Annotated in this window: 10 protein-coding genes and 1 pseudogene; all 11 read left to right on the top strand. The window is 56.8% G+C overall.

Going from position 1 to position 16,504, the window contains the following annotated elements; genetic code table 11:
• Positions 1-52 precede the first annotated feature (52 nt).
• On the top strand, positions 53-2,239 hold the full coding sequence (locus IEY46_RS22555) for a glycoside hydrolase family 36 protein (protein WP_188995253.1): 2,187 nt from the start codon (positions 53-55) through the stop codon (positions 2,237-2,239).
• Between the two features lie 34 nt (positions 2,240-2,273).
• Entirely contained in the window at positions 2,274-3,404 is a 1,131-nt protein-coding gene (locus IEY46_RS22550) for a sialidase family protein (protein WP_188995252.1), read from the top strand.
• A gap of 266 nt (positions 3,405-3,670) precedes the next feature.
• Positions 3,671-5,458 (top strand): sensor histidine kinase, encoded by a 1,788-nt coding sequence (locus IEY46_RS22545; RefSeq protein ID WP_188995250.1) that lies wholly within the window; start codon positions 3,671-3,673, stop codon positions 5,456-5,458.
• A complete protein-coding gene (locus tag IEY46_RS22540) occupies positions 5,433-7,079 on the top strand; it encodes a response regulator (RefSeq protein WP_188995248.1) in 1,647 nt (548 codons plus the stop codon). Before IEY46_RS22545 ends, IEY46_RS22540 begins: the two co-directional genes overlap by 26 nt.
• A gap of 125 nt (positions 7,080-7,204) precedes the next feature.
• Positions 7,205-8,914, top strand: coding sequence for an extracellular solute-binding protein (locus IEY46_RS22535; protein ID WP_188995246.1), 1,710 nt, complete (start codon positions 7,205-7,207; stop codon positions 8,912-8,914).
• Between the two features lie 74 nt (positions 8,915-8,988).
• The gene (locus tag IEY46_RS22530) at positions 8,989-9,885 is read left to right on the top strand and encodes an ABC transporter permease (protein WP_229750470.1); all 897 of its coding nucleotides are present in this window, start codon (positions 8,989-8,991) and stop codon (positions 9,883-9,885) included.
• Between the two features lie 16 nt (positions 9,886-9,901).
• Positions 9,902-10,789 carry a carbohydrate ABC transporter permease gene (locus IEY46_RS22525; RefSeq protein ID WP_188995244.1) on the top strand — a complete coding sequence of 296 codons (888 nt, stop codon included), beginning with the start codon at positions 9,902-9,904 and terminating at the stop codon, positions 10,787-10,789.
• 50 nt (positions 10,790-10,839) lie between these two features.
• A complete protein-coding gene (locus IEY46_RS22520) occupies positions 10,840-11,208 on the top strand; it encodes a hypothetical protein (RefSeq protein ID WP_188995242.1) in 369 nt (122 codons plus the stop codon).
• Positions 11,208-15,014, top strand: a complete 3,807-nt coding sequence (locus tag IEY46_RS22515) for a DUF5722 domain-containing protein (RefSeq protein WP_188995240.1) — start codon at positions 11,208-11,210, stop codon at positions 15,012-15,014. Before IEY46_RS22520 ends, IEY46_RS22515 begins: the two co-directional genes overlap by 1 nt.
• Positions 15,015-15,050: 36 nt before the next feature.
• Positions 15,051-15,458, top strand: a pseudogene (locus tag IEY46_RS22510) (SGNH/GDSL hydrolase family protein); the annotation flags it as partial.
• A 38-nt stretch (positions 15,459-15,496) separates the two neighbouring features.
• Positions 15,497-16,483, top strand: a complete 987-nt coding sequence (locus IEY46_RS22505) for a sugar phosphate isomerase/epimerase family protein (RefSeq protein ID WP_188995236.1) — start codon at positions 15,497-15,499, stop codon at positions 16,481-16,483.
• The last annotated feature ends 21 nt before the right edge of the window (positions 16,484-16,504 follow it).

The raw sequence follows: 16,504 nt of genomic DNA, 5'->3' as shown, positions 1-16,504 counted from the left end.
CGCCTCTTATTCACCGGACTTCAAAAGCCAGTGATGACGAGGAGCGATGATCATGACGAAACAATATCAAACGATCCAGCACGAAGGCATGCATTTGCAGTATGAGGAGACGGATCACGGCATGTGGCAGCGGGCGATCAGTCCTAAGCCGCTGGAACTGGGCGAGGCCAGTATCGCCTATCCCAATTTCCAGACGGCCATCGCCGGCATCCCGCAGGGACGGAGTTCGGCTGGCGCTACGGGCTATTCCGCTTTGTTCGCGGAAATGCGGATGGAACGCTTCGAGCCGTCCGCCGAAGGATTGTTTGCGCGCTACAAGCATGACAAGCTTGGTCTTGCGGTGGAGGTATCCATGGCGTTCATACCCGGGACGGCGATGATCCGCCAGACCACCGCAGCCATTAACGAGGGGGACGGAGCGATTACGCTGACGCAGCTGTCCTCGCTCCATATGCAAGGAATCGCCCTGGGCGGCTGCCGTCCCTGTTACGATCCGAAGAAAGTGAAGGTTCACTACTGCCGGACCGCATGGGAAGGGGAGAGCCAGTGGCGAAGCGACGATTTGGAAAGCCTGGGCTTATTCCAGACCTCCGTCCATGCGGAATTGGCTACCGTCTCGTTTTCCTCGATCGGCAGCTTCAGCACCGCGCATTACGTGCCCATGATCGTCCTTGAAGATATGGAGACAAGCCAGGTCTGGTATTTGCAGATCGAGGCTTCGTCCAACTGGAATGTCGAAATCGGCCATCGCAGCGCCTGGAATCGGCCGGATGGATCGTTGTATCTCTACGCGGACGGAGCCAATGAGCGGGTCGGCGGCTGGGCGAAGCCGCTGCAGCCGGGCGAGCGGTTCGAGACGGTACCGGTGGCTTTCGGCTGCTGCGAGGGTTCGTTCGGGGACGCTGTGCGCGAGCTGACGAAATACCGCCGCCATTCCTGCAAGCCGACGACGGCGCTCGAAGAGCTGCCGATCGTTTATAACGATTACATGAACACGCTGTGGGGAAATCCGACGACGGAGAGGCTCCTTCCCTTGATCGAAGCCGCATCCCGGGCAGGAGCAGAATGCTTCTGTATCGATGCGGGCTGGTTCGCGACGCGGGAGGAGAACTGGTCGATGGGGCTGGGCGACTGGCGGGAGAGTCCGGACCGGTTCGGTTCCGCAGGCTTGCGCGGCATGCTGGCCGAGATTGAGCAGCGCAGCATGATCCCCGGCATATGGCTGGAAATGGAAGTATGCGGGGAGGAAGCGGAGCTTGGCTCCAAACCCGATTCCTGGTTTCTGATGCGAAACGGCAGACGGGTCGGCGGAGGCTCGCGCTGGTTTCTGAATTTCGAAAACTCCGAGGTCCGTCACTACATGCACGGCGTCATCGACCGGCTTGCTGCAATGGGCGTAGGCTACATTAAGAACGACTACAACGACACGGTGGGAGCGGGCGCCGACGGCTTCGGCGGCTCCGGTGCAGTCGGAACGCTGCAGCATTCCCGCGCCTTCTATTCGTTTATCGACGAGGTGCGGGAGAAACATCCGTCGCTCGTCCTCGAGAACTGCGCATCCGGCGCAATGAGACAGGATTACGGCATTCTGCGCCATTTTCATCTGCAGAGCTTCACCGATCAGGAAATCTATACGAGATGCCCGAGCATTCTGGGCGGCAGTCTGGCAACGGTGCTGCCGGAGCAGCTCGGCATTTGGGCGTACCCCTACCCGCTGCTGCATCCTAACCATAACGCGCCGGAAATCGTTGAGACTGCTAGCTACCGTGAGTCGATGGCGGACGGCGAGCAGACAATCTTCAACCTGGTGAACGGTTTATGCGGTCAGCTGTATCTGTCAGGGCGCATCGATGCGGCCGATGAGCGGAATACCGCGCTGATCGCCGAAGCGGTCGGCCTTGCAAAGCTCGAGCGTTCTTTTGTGAGAAATGCTTATCCAGTCTGGCCGATCGGCTTCTCCCGGATCGGCGATGCCAACGGCTGGGCGAGCGTCGGTCTGGCCTCCGAGGAAGGGGAGCGGCTGCTGCTGGCCGTATGGCGGCTTGGCAGCCATGACGAAGTTATGGAGCTGCCGCTGCCTGGCTGGGCGAATCAGGCCGCAGTCGTCAAGATGCTGTATCCGGTCGGCTGCGGACTGGTGAAGTCGTTCTATAACGAACGCAAGGGAGCATTGAGCGTACGGTTTCCGAGCCGGAACCAGGCGAGGCTGTTTGAAATCAAACGCGATATCAGCGGGTGAAGCGGATAAAGCATCACTTCAAAGGAGGCATGATATGCAAGCCATGATCACGAACCGGTACGATCCGGCAGCTGAGCGGCCCAAGTTGGACGTAGAATGCATGGACCTGTATACGCCCGTCCATGAATCGGACTGGAAGTATTCGCATCATCCGCATCTCGCTTATTTCCAGGGAAAGCTGTATGCGATCTGGTCGAACGGCCGCGTCAACGAAGACGACCTGGGGCAGCGCGTGCTGCTCTCGGTCTCGGACGATTTCCGCAGCTGGTCCGAACCGGTCCCGCTCGTAGACTCGCTTATGGGCAAACATTCCGAGCTGGTCCTGACGGCCGCCGGTTTTCACCAGACCTGCGATGAACGGCTGGTCGCCTATTTCGGGCAATATGAATACAAGCCCGAGGTGATCCAGAACGGGCGGCGCACCCCCGGTGACGAAGGCCATATGGACACATGCTTGCGGGCGGTGACAACAGCGGACGGGGCGGTCTGGACCCCGCCGCTCGATATGAATTTGCCGATTGTACCGAACCACGGTCCGTCGGCGCTGTCTTCCGGCAGGCTTGTCATCAGCGGCAACATCATGTTTCCGTATACGGACGATCCGTCCGGACTCGCAGGCTGGAAGCAGGCGGGAATCTACCCTTCCGACATGGAGGGTGGGATTCGCGACGATTCCGAATCGTTCCGGAGCGTGAAGGAGCGGATGGACTGGCCGGTCGGACTGTGCGAAGGGTCCATGTACGAGCTGGACGACGGGACGATCCGGATGCTGCTGAGGAGCAATGCGGACAAGCTGTGGGCAACTGAAAGCCGGGATGGCGGGGCATCCTGGACGCCCCCCGCAGAGACGGATTTTACCGACAACTGGACGAAATTCCACTTCGGCCGTTTGCCGGACGGACGCTATTATTATGTCGGATGTCCCGACCCGAAGCCAAGAGGGCGGCGCAATCCGCTGGTCCTTTCCTTATCGGCGGACGGGAATGTGTTCGACCGTCATTTTATACTCGGCAATGACAGCTTCGAACCGAAATTTCCCGGGATGCACAAGGGCGGAGATTACGGCTACCCGCATTCTCTCGTCCATGACGGTTTCCTCTACGTTATCTTCTCCATCCGGAAGGAGCGGGTGGCGGTCATCCGGGTCCGGCTCGGTACGTTCTGACAGAGGGACATAGACGCAAGATCCGGCAAAGGCAAAGCATCGCCAGCAGCATCGTTTATTCAATTGGAAATAGTGAAAACAGGTCATTCTCTTTAGAGAACGGCCTGTTTTCATTTGGAGATGGAAAATTTCCGATACATTCGGGAGCGGGCTTTCCGGATGATGTTCCTATTGTATCGGTATAGAAAACGTAGTAGATTTAGGAGTAAATTTATCCGGCGGGGTCGGCGACGATCTGCGCCCGTACAAGGATGTGCATAACCTAGATGGTCGATCCCTTTCGGAAAAGCAAGCTGCTCTCCTTCGGATTGTTTCAGAAGATCCTATTTTCGTTTCTCGTTGCGATCATCCCGATTATGGCGGTAGGGTATGTGCTGGTGAGTAACGGGGAGAACATTATTCGCAAGGAAATCGAGAGTTCCCTTCATTCGCGCGTCCATTTCTATCTCAACGAATTGACCCGAGAGCTCGGGCACATCGTCAATCTGAAGCGGGAATATATTTTCGATCAGGAAATTCAACGCCTGAATGTACTTTCCCCAGCGATGACCGACTACGACCGGCGGGTGGCGGTACTCAATCTTCAGAAGAAAATGCAAACGCTATCATCGTCCAGCTCCTACATCAAGACCGTCAAGCTGCATATGGTGGCGGAGCAGAAAATTATTCAACCCGATCAGATCGAATATGGAAACTCCGATGAGGACAAGCAGCTCCATCTCATGCTCAACCGGAACGAATTTCCGATCGTTTCCTGGAACAATCAGCTCATAATGGTGGAGCGGTATCCGACGGGCAATTATGTAAACGGGGATCTGCCGCTCTACTGGATCGAAATTGTGCTGGACCGTTCCAAAATCGAGTCCGTACTGTCGCAGATCTTAACCGAGAATGGCGGAAACGCGATTCTTGCCGGTCCGGAAGGGAAGTGGGCCGTGCTCGGGGATGATAGCGATCCCTCCTTCACGGAAGAGATGACGCGGTTGAACCGTGTGGAGGGAGAGGAAAGCGATTCGGGCCAAAAGCGGATGACCGTGTGGAACCAGACCTACATGGTAGCCTATGAACGTTCGCCGGACTTCGGACTGGCATTGACGCTTTACGTCCCGGAGAAGGACGTGTTCGAGCCGCTGGAAATTTATAAAATCTGGTTCCGCATCCTGGTCGCGACCGCCATCCTCATTGTCATTCTGTTCGCCTACTGGATTTACCTCTTTCTGCAGCGTCCGCTTCAGCGGCTGATCCGTGCCTTCCGCAAAGTGAAAGAAGGGACGTTTGATGTCCACCTGACTCACAAAAACAAAGATGAGATTCAATACCTCTACCAGCAATTCAACCAGATGGTCGGCAGGATTCAGTCGTTGATACACGACGTATATGAACAAAATATTCGTTGGCAAAGGGCGGAGCTGCGCCATTTGCAGGCGCAGATCAATCCCCATTTTCTGTACAACACTTATTACCGGATGCACCGCCTCGTCCAAGCGGAGGACATAGACAGTCTCAAACGTTATACGAGACTGCTTGGGGACTATCTGAAATACATCGCCAGAAACGCTCAGGAAGAAGCGACCTTGCGTATGGAGGTCGACCATGCCAGAACGTACGCCGATATTTTGAAAATGCGCTTCCGCGACAAGGTTATGATCGAGTGGCAGGAGCTTCCGGATCGTCTCGCAGATCTGAAGGTCCCCAGACTCGTTCTGCAGCCGATCGTGGAGAATGCATTCGAGTACGGAGTGGAGGAAGTGGAAGGAATCGGTCTGTTGCGATTTTCATTGATGCCGGACGAACGGGCCCTGTCGTTGATCGTGGAAGATAACGGCGAGCATCTGCCCGATTCCAATCTGAGCGAAATCATCCAGCGGCTGGCCTCGAAGGAAGAGGACATCGAAACGACGGGGCTCGTCAATGTGCATCGCCGGCTGCAGCTGAAATTCGGTGAAGGGTATGGCATTAAGGCAGAACGCAGCGACTTGGGCGGGCTGCGCATCATTATGGTTATACCAATCGGGGAGGTCGAGTCCTATGTACCGCATACTGATCGTGGATAATGAAGATTATGTCGTGGAAGGGTTAATCGAAGTCTTTCATCAGCTGCCCCATTTGGAGCTTGAAGTTATCGGGGCTTTCTCCGCCAAGGAAGCGTTGGAATGGTTGAAGCGGACGAAGGTCGATATCGTCATCTCCGATATCCGCATGCCCGGCATGGATGGTATGACACTGCATCGCGAGATCGTCCGCTACTGGCCGAGATGCCAGGTTATTTTCTTGTCGGGGTTCAATGATTTCGGTTATGCCCAGCGGGCGATTCGCGGCGGGGCGCTCGATTATGTGCTGAAGACCGACGGTGACGAGGTGCTCATCACAGCCGTGGAGAAGGCTGTACGGAAGCTGGAGGCGGAGATCGAAATCAATGCCTTGATCGCCAAATCCAAAAACCAAATTGAGACCGCCGGGGCCGCGCTGCAGAAGGATTTTTTCAGCAATATGCTGCAGGGTGACCAGATTGGGCAGAGCGCCCTGTCCAGGCAGTTCAAGGAGTTGAGCATCCCGCTGCATCCCATCGTACCGGCGCTGCTCGTCATTGGACGGGTGGATGAATGGGCGGCAGACATCGTTTATTACGACCGCTGCCTGCTTCTGTACAGCATACAGAACATTGCCGGCGAATACTTGGACACGACTGTCGTACAGGTCTCGTTCGTGTACGACCGGTTCAACCTGATTTGGCTGATTCAGCCGAAAGAGATGAATCCGAGCAGTATTCCGCGGATTCAGGAGGAAACCTGGGCCATGATCGAACGGTTCGTGCAAGGAACGTTCGAGCGGATTCAAGAGGCATGCCGGGAGCTGCTGAAGCTGAAGCTGTCCGTCGCGCTTGCCGACCGGCCCGCCGGATGGGGGGAGCTGTCCCCCAAATTTGCGAGTATGCGTTCGGAGCTTGCTTGGGGGCTCGGTTCGGGACAGGAGATGCTGATTGTGAACAAGGAGAATGCAGCAGGGGAGTCTCCGCCGTTCTCGCAGCTGCACAATTCCGTATATCAACTAAACCGGTTGACCGAATGTTTAAATCATAATTTACCGGAATCGTTTAATGACATTCTGACTGAAATTTTAAGTCAAGGTTCCTTCGAGCAGAACTATTATATGGCTGCCTCGCTTATTCTTTCCATCCAGCCGCAAGGCCTGAATTTGTTATCGTCCGGAGAACAGGTGGACGGGGACCGGCTGCTTAGACCCGATTTGTTTGCTTCGCGCAGCGAGGCGATCGATTATTTGCGCGAATGCGGGAACCTCCTATTCGATTGCAAGAACCGGCTGCTGCACGAGCAGGAGGACGAGCTGGTGTTCCGGGTCAAGCGGATAATCGGGGATAATTTGGGCAATGAGCTCTCTCTGACCGCCATTGCGGAGAACGTGAATCATAATCCGTCTTATCTGTCCCGGCTGTTCAAGCAGAAGAACGGTGTCGGCATTGCCGAATATATTACCGATTGCCGGATTCAACGGGCCAAGGACATGCTGGGGGATCCGAACCGCAAAATTCAGGACATCGCGGCGGCGGTCGGATTTTCCTCCGTGCAGTACTTTTACCGTGTATTCAAAAAAGCGGCCAGATTTACTCCGCAGGAATATCGGGAGAAGCTGCTGCACGAACATGAGCGTAAATAAAGTGCAATCCCGGACGATTGGCCTCAAAAACTTACAACGCAAAGTAAAATCTTTAGAATAGAGGCCGGAATTTGCAGTTGTTACAATAATCATGCACGAACAAACCGTCTTGAGGGGGACAACGCATGAACGGAAGAAAAAGATTGTCGATGCTGCTGGTTGCCGCGCTAATTACGACTGTGGTCAGTGCTTGCAGCAGCGGCTCAAACAATGGAGGAAGCGGGTCCGAAGGGAATGGCGGTCAGAACGTGAAGTCGACGGACAATGCGGGCAAGACGGCTGCAAGCGACGGGCCTTTCGGCAAGTATGAGCAGCCGATTACCGTGAAATCCGTTTTGTCCACTGCGGGCTGGGCGACTTTTCCCGAAGGCGAGACGTGGGATAACGACAACCGCTGGACGAAGCTGTATCGGGAGACGCTCGGCGTCAACCTGAAGTGGAATTGGCAAGTCGATTCCACTCAATACGATAACAAAATGAACGTGACGATCGCGTCCGGCGACATTCCGGATCTGATGGTCGTCTCAAAGAAACAGCTGAACCAACTGGTTGAAGCGGACATGGTCGAAGACTTGACGGATGTCTTCGACAAGTACGCGATGCCGTACTTAAAGGAACAAGTCGCGGAGGCGCTGGCGCCGGCTCAGAAAATGGCGACGTACGACGGCCGGCTGATGGCTGTCCCGATGTACGGCGGCGATCCTCGCGATTCCTTGGTGACGCTGTACGTCCGTTCCGACTGGCTCGCGAAGCTGAACTTACCTGAGCCGAAGACGATCGACGAGCTCGTTCAGGTGGCGGAAGCTTTCGTCAAGCAAGATCCCGACGGCAACGGCAAAGCCGACACACTCGGGCTCGGAGTCCTTAGCGCGACGATGGGCGGCGGCTCCATGGGTGGTTTCTTGAACGGCTTCCATGCTTATCCGGACATCTGGGTCGACGACGGAGCCGGACAATTAATGTTCGGCAGCATCGCTCCGGAGACGAAGACCGCGCTGGCCAGGCTGCAGCAAATGTACAAGGACGGCTTGATTGATCGGGAGTTCGGTACGAAAGATTACAACCGGCTGAAGGAAGACGTCGTGTCCGGCAAGCTCGGCATTTTCTACGGCACGATCTCGGAATCGGCGCTGATCGCGGTCGATCTGATCAAGAACGATCCGAAGGCTTCCTGGAAGGCGTTTCCTCTGCCTTCGATCGACGGGACTCCGGCCAAGCCGAGCGTAGGCGTCTCCGTCGGCGGCTTCCACGTCGTGAAGAAGGGCTTCCCCCGCCCGGAGGTGGCTGTGAAAATGATGAACCTGTTCCTGCAGAAGGTGTACGGCGAAGACAAGTTCGGAACGAACAATGATCTGCAGACCTATGCATGGGCAGAGAACGCGAAATATGCCATGCACGTGTTATCGCCGGTCCAGGGCTACATCAAGGATTACAACTACCGTCTCGTACGCGATGCGTTGGCAGCCAAGGATCCTTCCGGTCTGAACGAAGCTCTTAAGAACACCTACGATCTCGTTGCGGGCACGGACGGTTCGGATCCCGAGAAATGGCAGCAATGGTGGATCCACCAGCCCGCGGTCAGCCCGTTCGAAGTGCGCGACCAATATCAGTTGCAGCCGGACGGCGTCGTCATTGACAAATATTTCGGCGGCTCCACCAAGACGGCGGACGAGAAAATGTCCACGCTGGGCAAGATGCAGAACGAGACATTCATCAAGATCATCATGAACGCGGCGCCGATCGACGAATTCGACAACTACGTGGCGAATTGGAAGAAGCTCGGCGGCGACAAGATCACTCAGGAAGTCAACGAATGGTACGCGAGCAACAAGTAATATAGATTAGCCCGCCAGCGGGCGACGGACGCTGGTCGTCCGTTCCCCGGCGGCGGAAGGAGGTGACGAAGATCGTGTTCAATCGCAAGTGGAGACAGGAAAGCTCCAACCACATCATGCTGTTGCCGGGGGTCTTGTTTCTCTTCCTTTTCTGTTACGTTCCGATGTTTGGGATCATCATTTCTTTCCAGAAATACTACCCGACGAAAGGTTTTTTCAAGTCCGAGTGGGTCGGCTTCGAGAATTTCCAATATATTTTCGACCTGCCCGATTTCAGCCGCGTTCTCTGGAACACGGTGTTCATCGCGACGGCCAAGATCGTCCTGCACCTGATCGTACCGATCATCACGGCGCTGCTCCTCAATGAGATTCGCAACGTCGTGTTCAAGCGCTCGGTGCAGACGTTGATTTATTTGCCTTATTTTCTGTCCTGGGTCATTCTCGCCGGCATCCTGATGGACGTTCTCTCCTTGAAAGGGATCGTGAACCAGATGATTCAAGGGCTCGGCTTCGATGCGATCTTCTTCCTCGGGGACAACGATTGGTTTCCGTGGACGCTTATTTTCTCGGATACATGGAAGCAGTTCGGGTTCGACACGATCATCTACTTGGCGGCGCTTACCGGCATCAATCCGACGCTTTATGAAGCGGCCGTCATCGACGGAGCGAGCCGCTGGAAGCAGACGCTGCACATTACGCTTCCCGGGATGGCTCCGATCATCGTGCTGATGATGACGCTGAGCCTCGGTAACGTACTGAATGCCGGCTTCGACCAGGTGTTCAACCTGTACAGCGCGCCCGTGCTCGAAAGCGGAGACATCCTCGATACGATGATTTACCGGATCGGCCTGCAAGATTACCAGTTCAGCGTCTCCGCGGCGCTAGGTTTGTTCAAGTCTCTCGTCTCGTTCGTTCTCGTGTCCGTCTCTTACGGACTGGCTTACAAGTACGCCAACTATAGAATTTTTTGATTGGAGTGGCTGACGGATGATAAAGCCGACGTCTTGGAGCGGTAGAAGCTTCAATCTGGCCAACTACGCGCTGCTGACTTTGCTGGCGGCGCTTTGTTTTCTGCCCATCGTTCACGTATTGGCTCTATCGCTTAGTTCCAAAGTTCAAGTAGCGGCGGGTAACGTTCTGTTCTGGCCGCGCGATTTCACTTGGGCTTCCTACGAATACGTCGCCTCGCAGGGGCAGTTTTTCCGGTCCATGGGCATTACCGTGCAACGGGTCGCTCTAGGCACGGCGATCAATCTCGCCCTGACGCTGCTGTGTGCATATCCGCTGTCCAAGGAACGCCGGGATTTCCGGCTGCGGTCGCTCTACGTCTGGTATTTCGTGATTACGATCCTTTTCGGCGGCGGCCTGATTCCCTGGTATTTAACGATCAAAAACTTGGATCTGCTCAATTCCATTTGGGCGCTTGTGCTACCCGGAGCCGTTCCGGTATTCAACGTCATCTTGCTGCTTAACTTCTTCCGCCGGCTTCCGAAGGAGATGAACGAATCCGCTCGAATGGACGGGGCGGGGGACTGGCGCATTCTGTTCAGCATCTACATTCCGCTGTCGACGCCCGCTCTCGCGACGATCACGCTGTTCACTGTCGTGGGCCATTGGAATTCGTGGTTCGATGGCTTGCTGCTGATGAACAATCCGGCGAAGTATCCGTTATCCAGCTATTTGCAGACCGTCATTACGATGCCGGATCTGTCTAAGTTCACCGACCCGGAGACGGCCAGATTGTTCAACCGGATCTCGGACCGGACGGCTCGCGCCGCCCAAGTGTTCGTCGGAATGCTTCCGATTTTGCTCGTTTATCCGTTCCTTCAACGGTACTTCATCCATGGCATCGTACTCGGCAGCGTGAAGGAATAATTTCCTAATTCTTGGGGGGTTAATGATCGATGCGAACGTGGAAAAAGAGGTTGGCTCTTGGGTGCGTCTTGGGATTGGCGTTAAGTTTGGTTCTGCCTGCCGGTTCTGTAATCGGTATGGATACGGCGAGGGCGGCCGACGGGGTTCCGTCGCAGACGCCGAACATGAGGACGGTCGGGCAATTCGCGCCTTATACCGTAATCGAGGATTTCGAATCGCCAGGGGCCGCGGCCGGCTGGCAAGCGGGCGAGAACGTGGCCGAGGTCGGCCTCGCCGAGCAGGCGTGGAACGTGTTTTTTCCTTATGAAGGCAGTAAGTTCCTCGCGATGAAGAGCGTGCCTAACTTGCAAACAACGTCTGGAGAACGGCGATCCGCACGTTCGACCAGCCTCTGGACCTTTCGGATTACCGCTATCTGATGATGGCTTACGATCACTTCGGCTATTTGCCGAACGACAAGCCTTATTACGCCAGGTTAAGAGTCTTTAGCGGCGACTCGGTGGAAGAAGGAATCGTCCGCGTCTTCAACAACCAGTGGAACAAGATCGGGATCGACTTGAGCGGCTGGGAGGGACGCGGGGCGATCGACAAGCTGGAGGTCGGCTTCCAGCACGCGTACGACCGCGCCGATCATCCGGACGATCCGCTGCCGGATTGGCCGCAGACGGAATTTTACGTCGATTACGTTCACGCGGCGAATATTCTCGATTGGCAGTTCTCCTACGACGGCGATACGGAGGGTTGGTCGTTCGACGGTTCGGCCGCTTCGCCGACCGTGTCGGGCGGCAAACTGTCGCTCGGCTTGACGGGGACGGGGGCAACGATGACCTCGGCTCCGATCAAATTGGACGCGGCGGCTAACAACGTCGTAACGTTGAAGCTCGCGAACGGTGCGGCGCTGTCTTCCGGCAAGCTGTATTGGACGACGGAGACGGAGCCCGCCTTCGACGAAGCCAAGTCGGCGGCGCTCGAACTCGCCGCGGAGGACGGTGCGAACAAAACCTATGCAGCCAGACTTCTCGGGCATCCGAATTGGGCGGGGCAAGTGACCGGCCTACGGTTGCAAGTGGCGGGAGGCTCATCCGGAACGAATACGATCGCGATTGAAGGCATCGATTTCGACAAGCAGGATCGTCCGATCTATGAATACGTCGGCGAAGTGTCAACGGTTCGCGTGGATGCCGGTAACGTGACGGTGACCGGGGAGCTCGGCAATGCGGCCGTCGCGGCGAATGCGCGGTTGCAGCTCTACGAGCTCGCCCCTTACCAGTACGAAGCGGATATCGCCTCGTTATCACCCTTAAGCTCGATTCCGGTCCCGGCTGGAGGCGATGGCGGGTTCTCGTTCGCCGTGAACCGGTTCGACGGGGAGCGGGATCGCTACTACTCCAAGTTTCTTGTCGTTCTCCGCGAGGACGGCGAAGGCGACGGAGGCATTCGATACGTCGACGCGCCGAAGTCGGCCACGGCAATCGATTTCCCGGCGGCGCATTCGTTCCCATATCCGGTCGCGCTATCCAAGAAAGGCCTTAACGTGCAGATGACGGACGATGCCGAGGAGCTCGGCGTCGCCCATGCGACGCTGACCGTCGTCGTGAATAGCCTGATGTACAAGGACGACGTCGATCCGGCCAACGCGATCCCGTTCGTATCGGAAGGCGAAACTTATTATTTTCACAAGGACGCCGTGGTCGAGCTGGACAGAGAGATCAAGGCGATGTCCGACAACGGAACGATCGTTAATCTCGTTCTGATTCTCTACGATGCGGACGATCCGGACGGATCGACGAACGCGCTCATTCATCCTGACGCGGCCAGGGGCCAAGGCACCGTCTACGCGTTTAATACGGCGAACGCCGAAGGAGTAACCTACTTCAAGACCGCCATGGAGTTTCTGGCCGACCGCTATACGCGGCAGGACGAACGGTACGGCAGGGCAATGGGATACATCGTCGGCAACGAGGTGGATTCCGCGTGGATCTGGCAGAACATGGGCGACAAGACCGTCGACCAGTTCGTCGAGCAATACGAGCGGTCTGTCCGGGTGGCCTATCAGGCCGTCCGCAAATATTCTGACAGCGCCAGAGTGTATATCTCGCTCGATAACGCCTGGAACGAGCCTTATTTTTCAAACCAGCCCACGCGCTTTTACAAGGGCAAGGACATCGTCGACAAGATGAACGCCTTGTCCAAGCGGGGCGGAGATTACCCGTGGCATCTGGCGCAGCATCCGTATCCCGAGAATATGCTCGATCCGCGCACTTGGAACGACAGCCTTCATGTGACGGACGGCTTCGATACGCCGAAAATCACGTTCAAAAACTTGCAGGTGATCGACCGGTACATGGGCCAGGAAGCGTTCAAGTCCGGCGGAGAGCGCAGAAGAATCATTCTGTCCGAGCAGGGCTTCCATACACAAGCGGACACGCCGGAAGCGCAGCGGGTCCAGGCGGCCGCATACGCCTACGCGTATTACAAAGCCCGGTTTTTGGACGGCATCGACGCGTTTATTCTGTTCAACCAGCTCGACATTCCGGCGGCGGGACTGAACATGGGCTTATGGACGGCCAACACGGCGCTTCCGGGGTTCGTGGCGAAAGACAAGAAATTCATTTACGACGTGTTCAAGAACATCGACACGAGCCGTTCGCTCGAAGCGACCGAATTCGCGAAACCGATCATCGGCATTTCGGATTGGAGCAAGGCGATTCCGGGCTTCGACGCCGCCGGGCTGGACCAACGCGTTCCCGCCCAGCTTGTGCCCATGTCGGTCAACAAACGCGCGCCGCGGAACGAAGGCGGCGATCGCTTCGAGACGGGCATCGATGGTTGGGAGCCCTCCGACCATGCCGACGGGATCACGCGAACGACGGCGGATGCGTATGAGGGAACCGGCGCGCTGAAGGTCGATTTCGTGAAGTTGGTGCGCATGACATTCGTGGGACTGGAACGCCTGTGGAAAGGCGCGGAGAAGAAGTTCGCGACGCCGGTCGACGCAACGGCGAAGCCCTACCTGAACGTCTCGTTGAAGCTGACCGAACCGGTCGGTACGCAAATTTATTACGCGAAAGTGAGAGTGTACAGCGGGGACCGCATCGCTGAAGGCGTCGCGAGAATCGTCCCGGACCGGGGCTGGAACGCGCTGTCCCTCGACCTGAGCGGATGGTCCGGCAAGGCGGCGATCGACCGGATCAAGGTGTGGACGCGCAAGACGACGAACGATAGCTGGAACGGCTCGCTGCTGATCGACGATGCCGGATTTTCGAGGAAGAATGAAGCGGTCGGCGGGTTGGCGAATCTCGATATCACTGTAACGTCGGATCTGGCGGGCGTATCGGCCGGCGCTTACCTAACCGTCGAGGCAACCAACTACGATGCCAAGAAGCTGTCCGGGGAAATCAGCGTCGAGCCGATCGGGAACTTGTCCTTCAAAACAAGCAAGCTGAAATTGAACGGGCTCGGCACGGGAGAATCGCAGCGGTTCAGGCTGCAGATCGCTTCATACGACCTAGGTGATGAAGACAGGACAGGGATTCGATTCCATTACCGGAATACCGTGCAGGAGCTGATGTTCGGGCACGATGCCGGGGACGATCCCGCGAGTTTGGAGGCGTTGTCGATGCAGCCATTCTGGCAAGGGGATACGTTGTACAACGAATCGGCGCTGATGGTTTCGCATGATGGCGAGCTTCCGGAAGCGAGGTTGATGTATGCGCCGACCGAGGTGGTAGCGGTGAAGAACGCCAGACTGGATACGGAATACGCGGAAGGCGCCGACTGGACATTCGAGAACGGCAAGCTTCGGCTCTCCGCACACTCGCGAATCCCATACATGACGGAAGACGAAATGTATTTGCCGGAATACACGCCGAACGTCAGCATGCCGAAGAAGGGCGGCGGCGCCGTCATCTACCGGGAAGGCTCGTTCTTCCATGATCGGCAGATCGTCGTCACCTATAAGCATGCCGGGACCTGGAACGGGCCGTCGCCGGCATTCGCCCGGGAGAGCTTGCCCCTAACGATCGGGAAGCTGCGGGCGGGAGATCCGGTTAAGGTGGCGCTCTTCGGGGACAGCATCTCGGTCGGCGCCAACGCCAGCGGGTTTTCCGGGGTGCCGCCTTATCTGCCGACGTGGGGTCGCATGCTCGCGAATGCGCTGGAACGCCATTACGGATCCGACGTCGCATTCGTCAATCCTTCCGTCGGCGGGACGACGTCGGCATAGGGCAAGGACAATGCCGCTTCGCTTGTCTCCGGGGAGCATCCGGATCTCGTCATCGTCGCCTTCGGCATGAACGACGGATCGGGGACCGGTATCGGGGACGGGGTGACGCCGTCCGCTTTCAAAGCGAATATCCGGTCGATCGTCAATACGGTCCGGTCGGTCAATCCTGCGGCCGAATTCATCCTGGCGGGCACAACGCTGCCGAACCCCGAGACCTTCTTCCTCGATCAGCAGCCTTATTATTTCGAGGCGCTTCGCGAGCTCGCTTCCGAGATGCCGGGGGTCGCAGCCGCGGATATGACAGGCGTTCACGCCGAGCTGCTGAAGACCAAAAGCTTCGGCGACATGACGGGCAACAACGTGAACCATCCGAACGATTTTCTATCCCGATGGCATGCGCAATTCGTATTCGGCATGCTGGCCGACCGAGCGGTTGGCGCATAAGCAAAGAATCGAGAATCGCATATGAGGAGTGATCTGCAATGAAGTCGCAATATTCCGTCATTTTATCGAATGTAGGCAGCTGCTCGGATCGTTACGTGACCGGCGGCTACGACAGACCGTTCGCCATTTCCGAATTGTTCGAGCGGGCCGTGCGAATTCCCCAGATAACGGGCGTCGAGCTGATCGGCACCTGGCACGTGACGGAGAACAACGTGAAGGAACTTAAGGTCCTTCTGGAGCATCACGAGTTGAAGCTCGTCTCGATCATTCCCGATCATTTCGGCCAGATGAAATGGAAATACGGCAGCTTCGCGGCCAAGGATCCGGCCGTTCGCAGGGAAGCCGTCGCCCATACGAAAGAAATGATCGACGCCGCGACGGAACTGGGAGGGAATCTCATCTCGCTCTGGCCCGGCCAAGACGGCTACGACTACCTGTTCCAGGCCGATTACATCGAGGAACGCGATTGGTTTGCGGAGGGGCTGAAGGAAGTGAGCCGCTATCGGCCGGACGTAAAAATCAGCCTGGAATACAAGCCCAAGGAGCCGCGCACCCACAGCTACCTGAGCACGGCGGCCGTGTCTATTCTCATGGCCCAGGAGACCGGCGCGGACAACGTCGGCGTGACGATCGACTTCGGACACTCGCTGAACGCTTACGAGACGCCGGCCGAATCGGTCGCGCTGCTGAAGAAGTACGGCAACCGGCTGTTCCACGTCCACATGAACGACAACTTTCGCCATTGGGACGATGACATGATTGTGGGCAGCATCCATACGATCGAGACGCTGGAGTTTTTCTATTGGCTGAAGCGGACCGGCTACGACGGCTGGCTGTCGATCGACCAATATCCGTACCGGGAAGACGGATTGGAAGCGGTGCGGGAAGGGGTCAACGCGATGGAAGCGTTCGTCCGTCTCGTGGACGCGATTCCGTCCGGAGAGATCGAGGCGTTGCTGAAAGGTGGCAAGTCGCCGGAGATTACCGCTTATCTGCGCAGGCTGCTGCTGTCGCTGGATCGTTGATCGGCAGGAAGAGAGGGACAT

The organism is Paenibacillus nasutitermitis, from assembly GCF_014641075.1.
Classification (GTDB): domain Bacteria; phylum Bacillota; class Bacilli; order Paenibacillales; family Paenibacillaceae; genus Paenibacillus_Z; species Paenibacillus_Z nasutitermitis.
This window is presented reverse-complemented; position numbering and strand designations above follow the sequence as displayed.

Bases quoted from the DNA above. Each gene is read 5' to 3' on its own strand.
- IEY46_RS22555 (WP_188995253.1), top strand. From the start codon at position 53: ATGACGAAACAATATCAAACGATCCAGCACGAAGGCATGCATTTGCAG.
- IEY46_RS22550 (WP_188995252.1), top strand. From the start codon at position 2,274: ATGCAAGCCATGATCACGAACCGGTACGATCCGGCAGCTGAGCGGCCC.
- IEY46_RS22545 (WP_188995250.1), top strand. From the start codon at position 3,671: ATGGTCGATCCCTTTCGGAAAAGCAAGCTGCTCTCCTTCGGATTGTTT.
- IEY46_RS22540 (WP_188995248.1), top strand. From the start codon at position 5,433: ATGTACCGCATACTGATCGTGGATAATGAAGATTATGTCGTGGAAGGG.
- IEY46_RS22535 (WP_188995246.1), top strand. From the start codon at position 7,205: ATGAACGGAAGAAAAAGATTGTCGATGCTGCTGGTTGCCGCGCTAATT.
- IEY46_RS22525 (WP_188995244.1), top strand. From the start codon at position 9,902: ATGATAAAGCCGACGTCTTGGAGCGGTAGAAGCTTCAATCTGGCCAAC.
- IEY46_RS22515 (WP_188995240.1), top strand. From the start codon at position 11,208: ATGATGGCTTACGATCACTTCGGCTATTTGCCGAACGACAAGCCTTAT.
- IEY46_RS22505 (WP_188995236.1), top strand. From the start codon at position 15,497: ATGAAGTCGCAATATTCCGTCATTTTATCGAATGTAGGCAGCTGCTCG.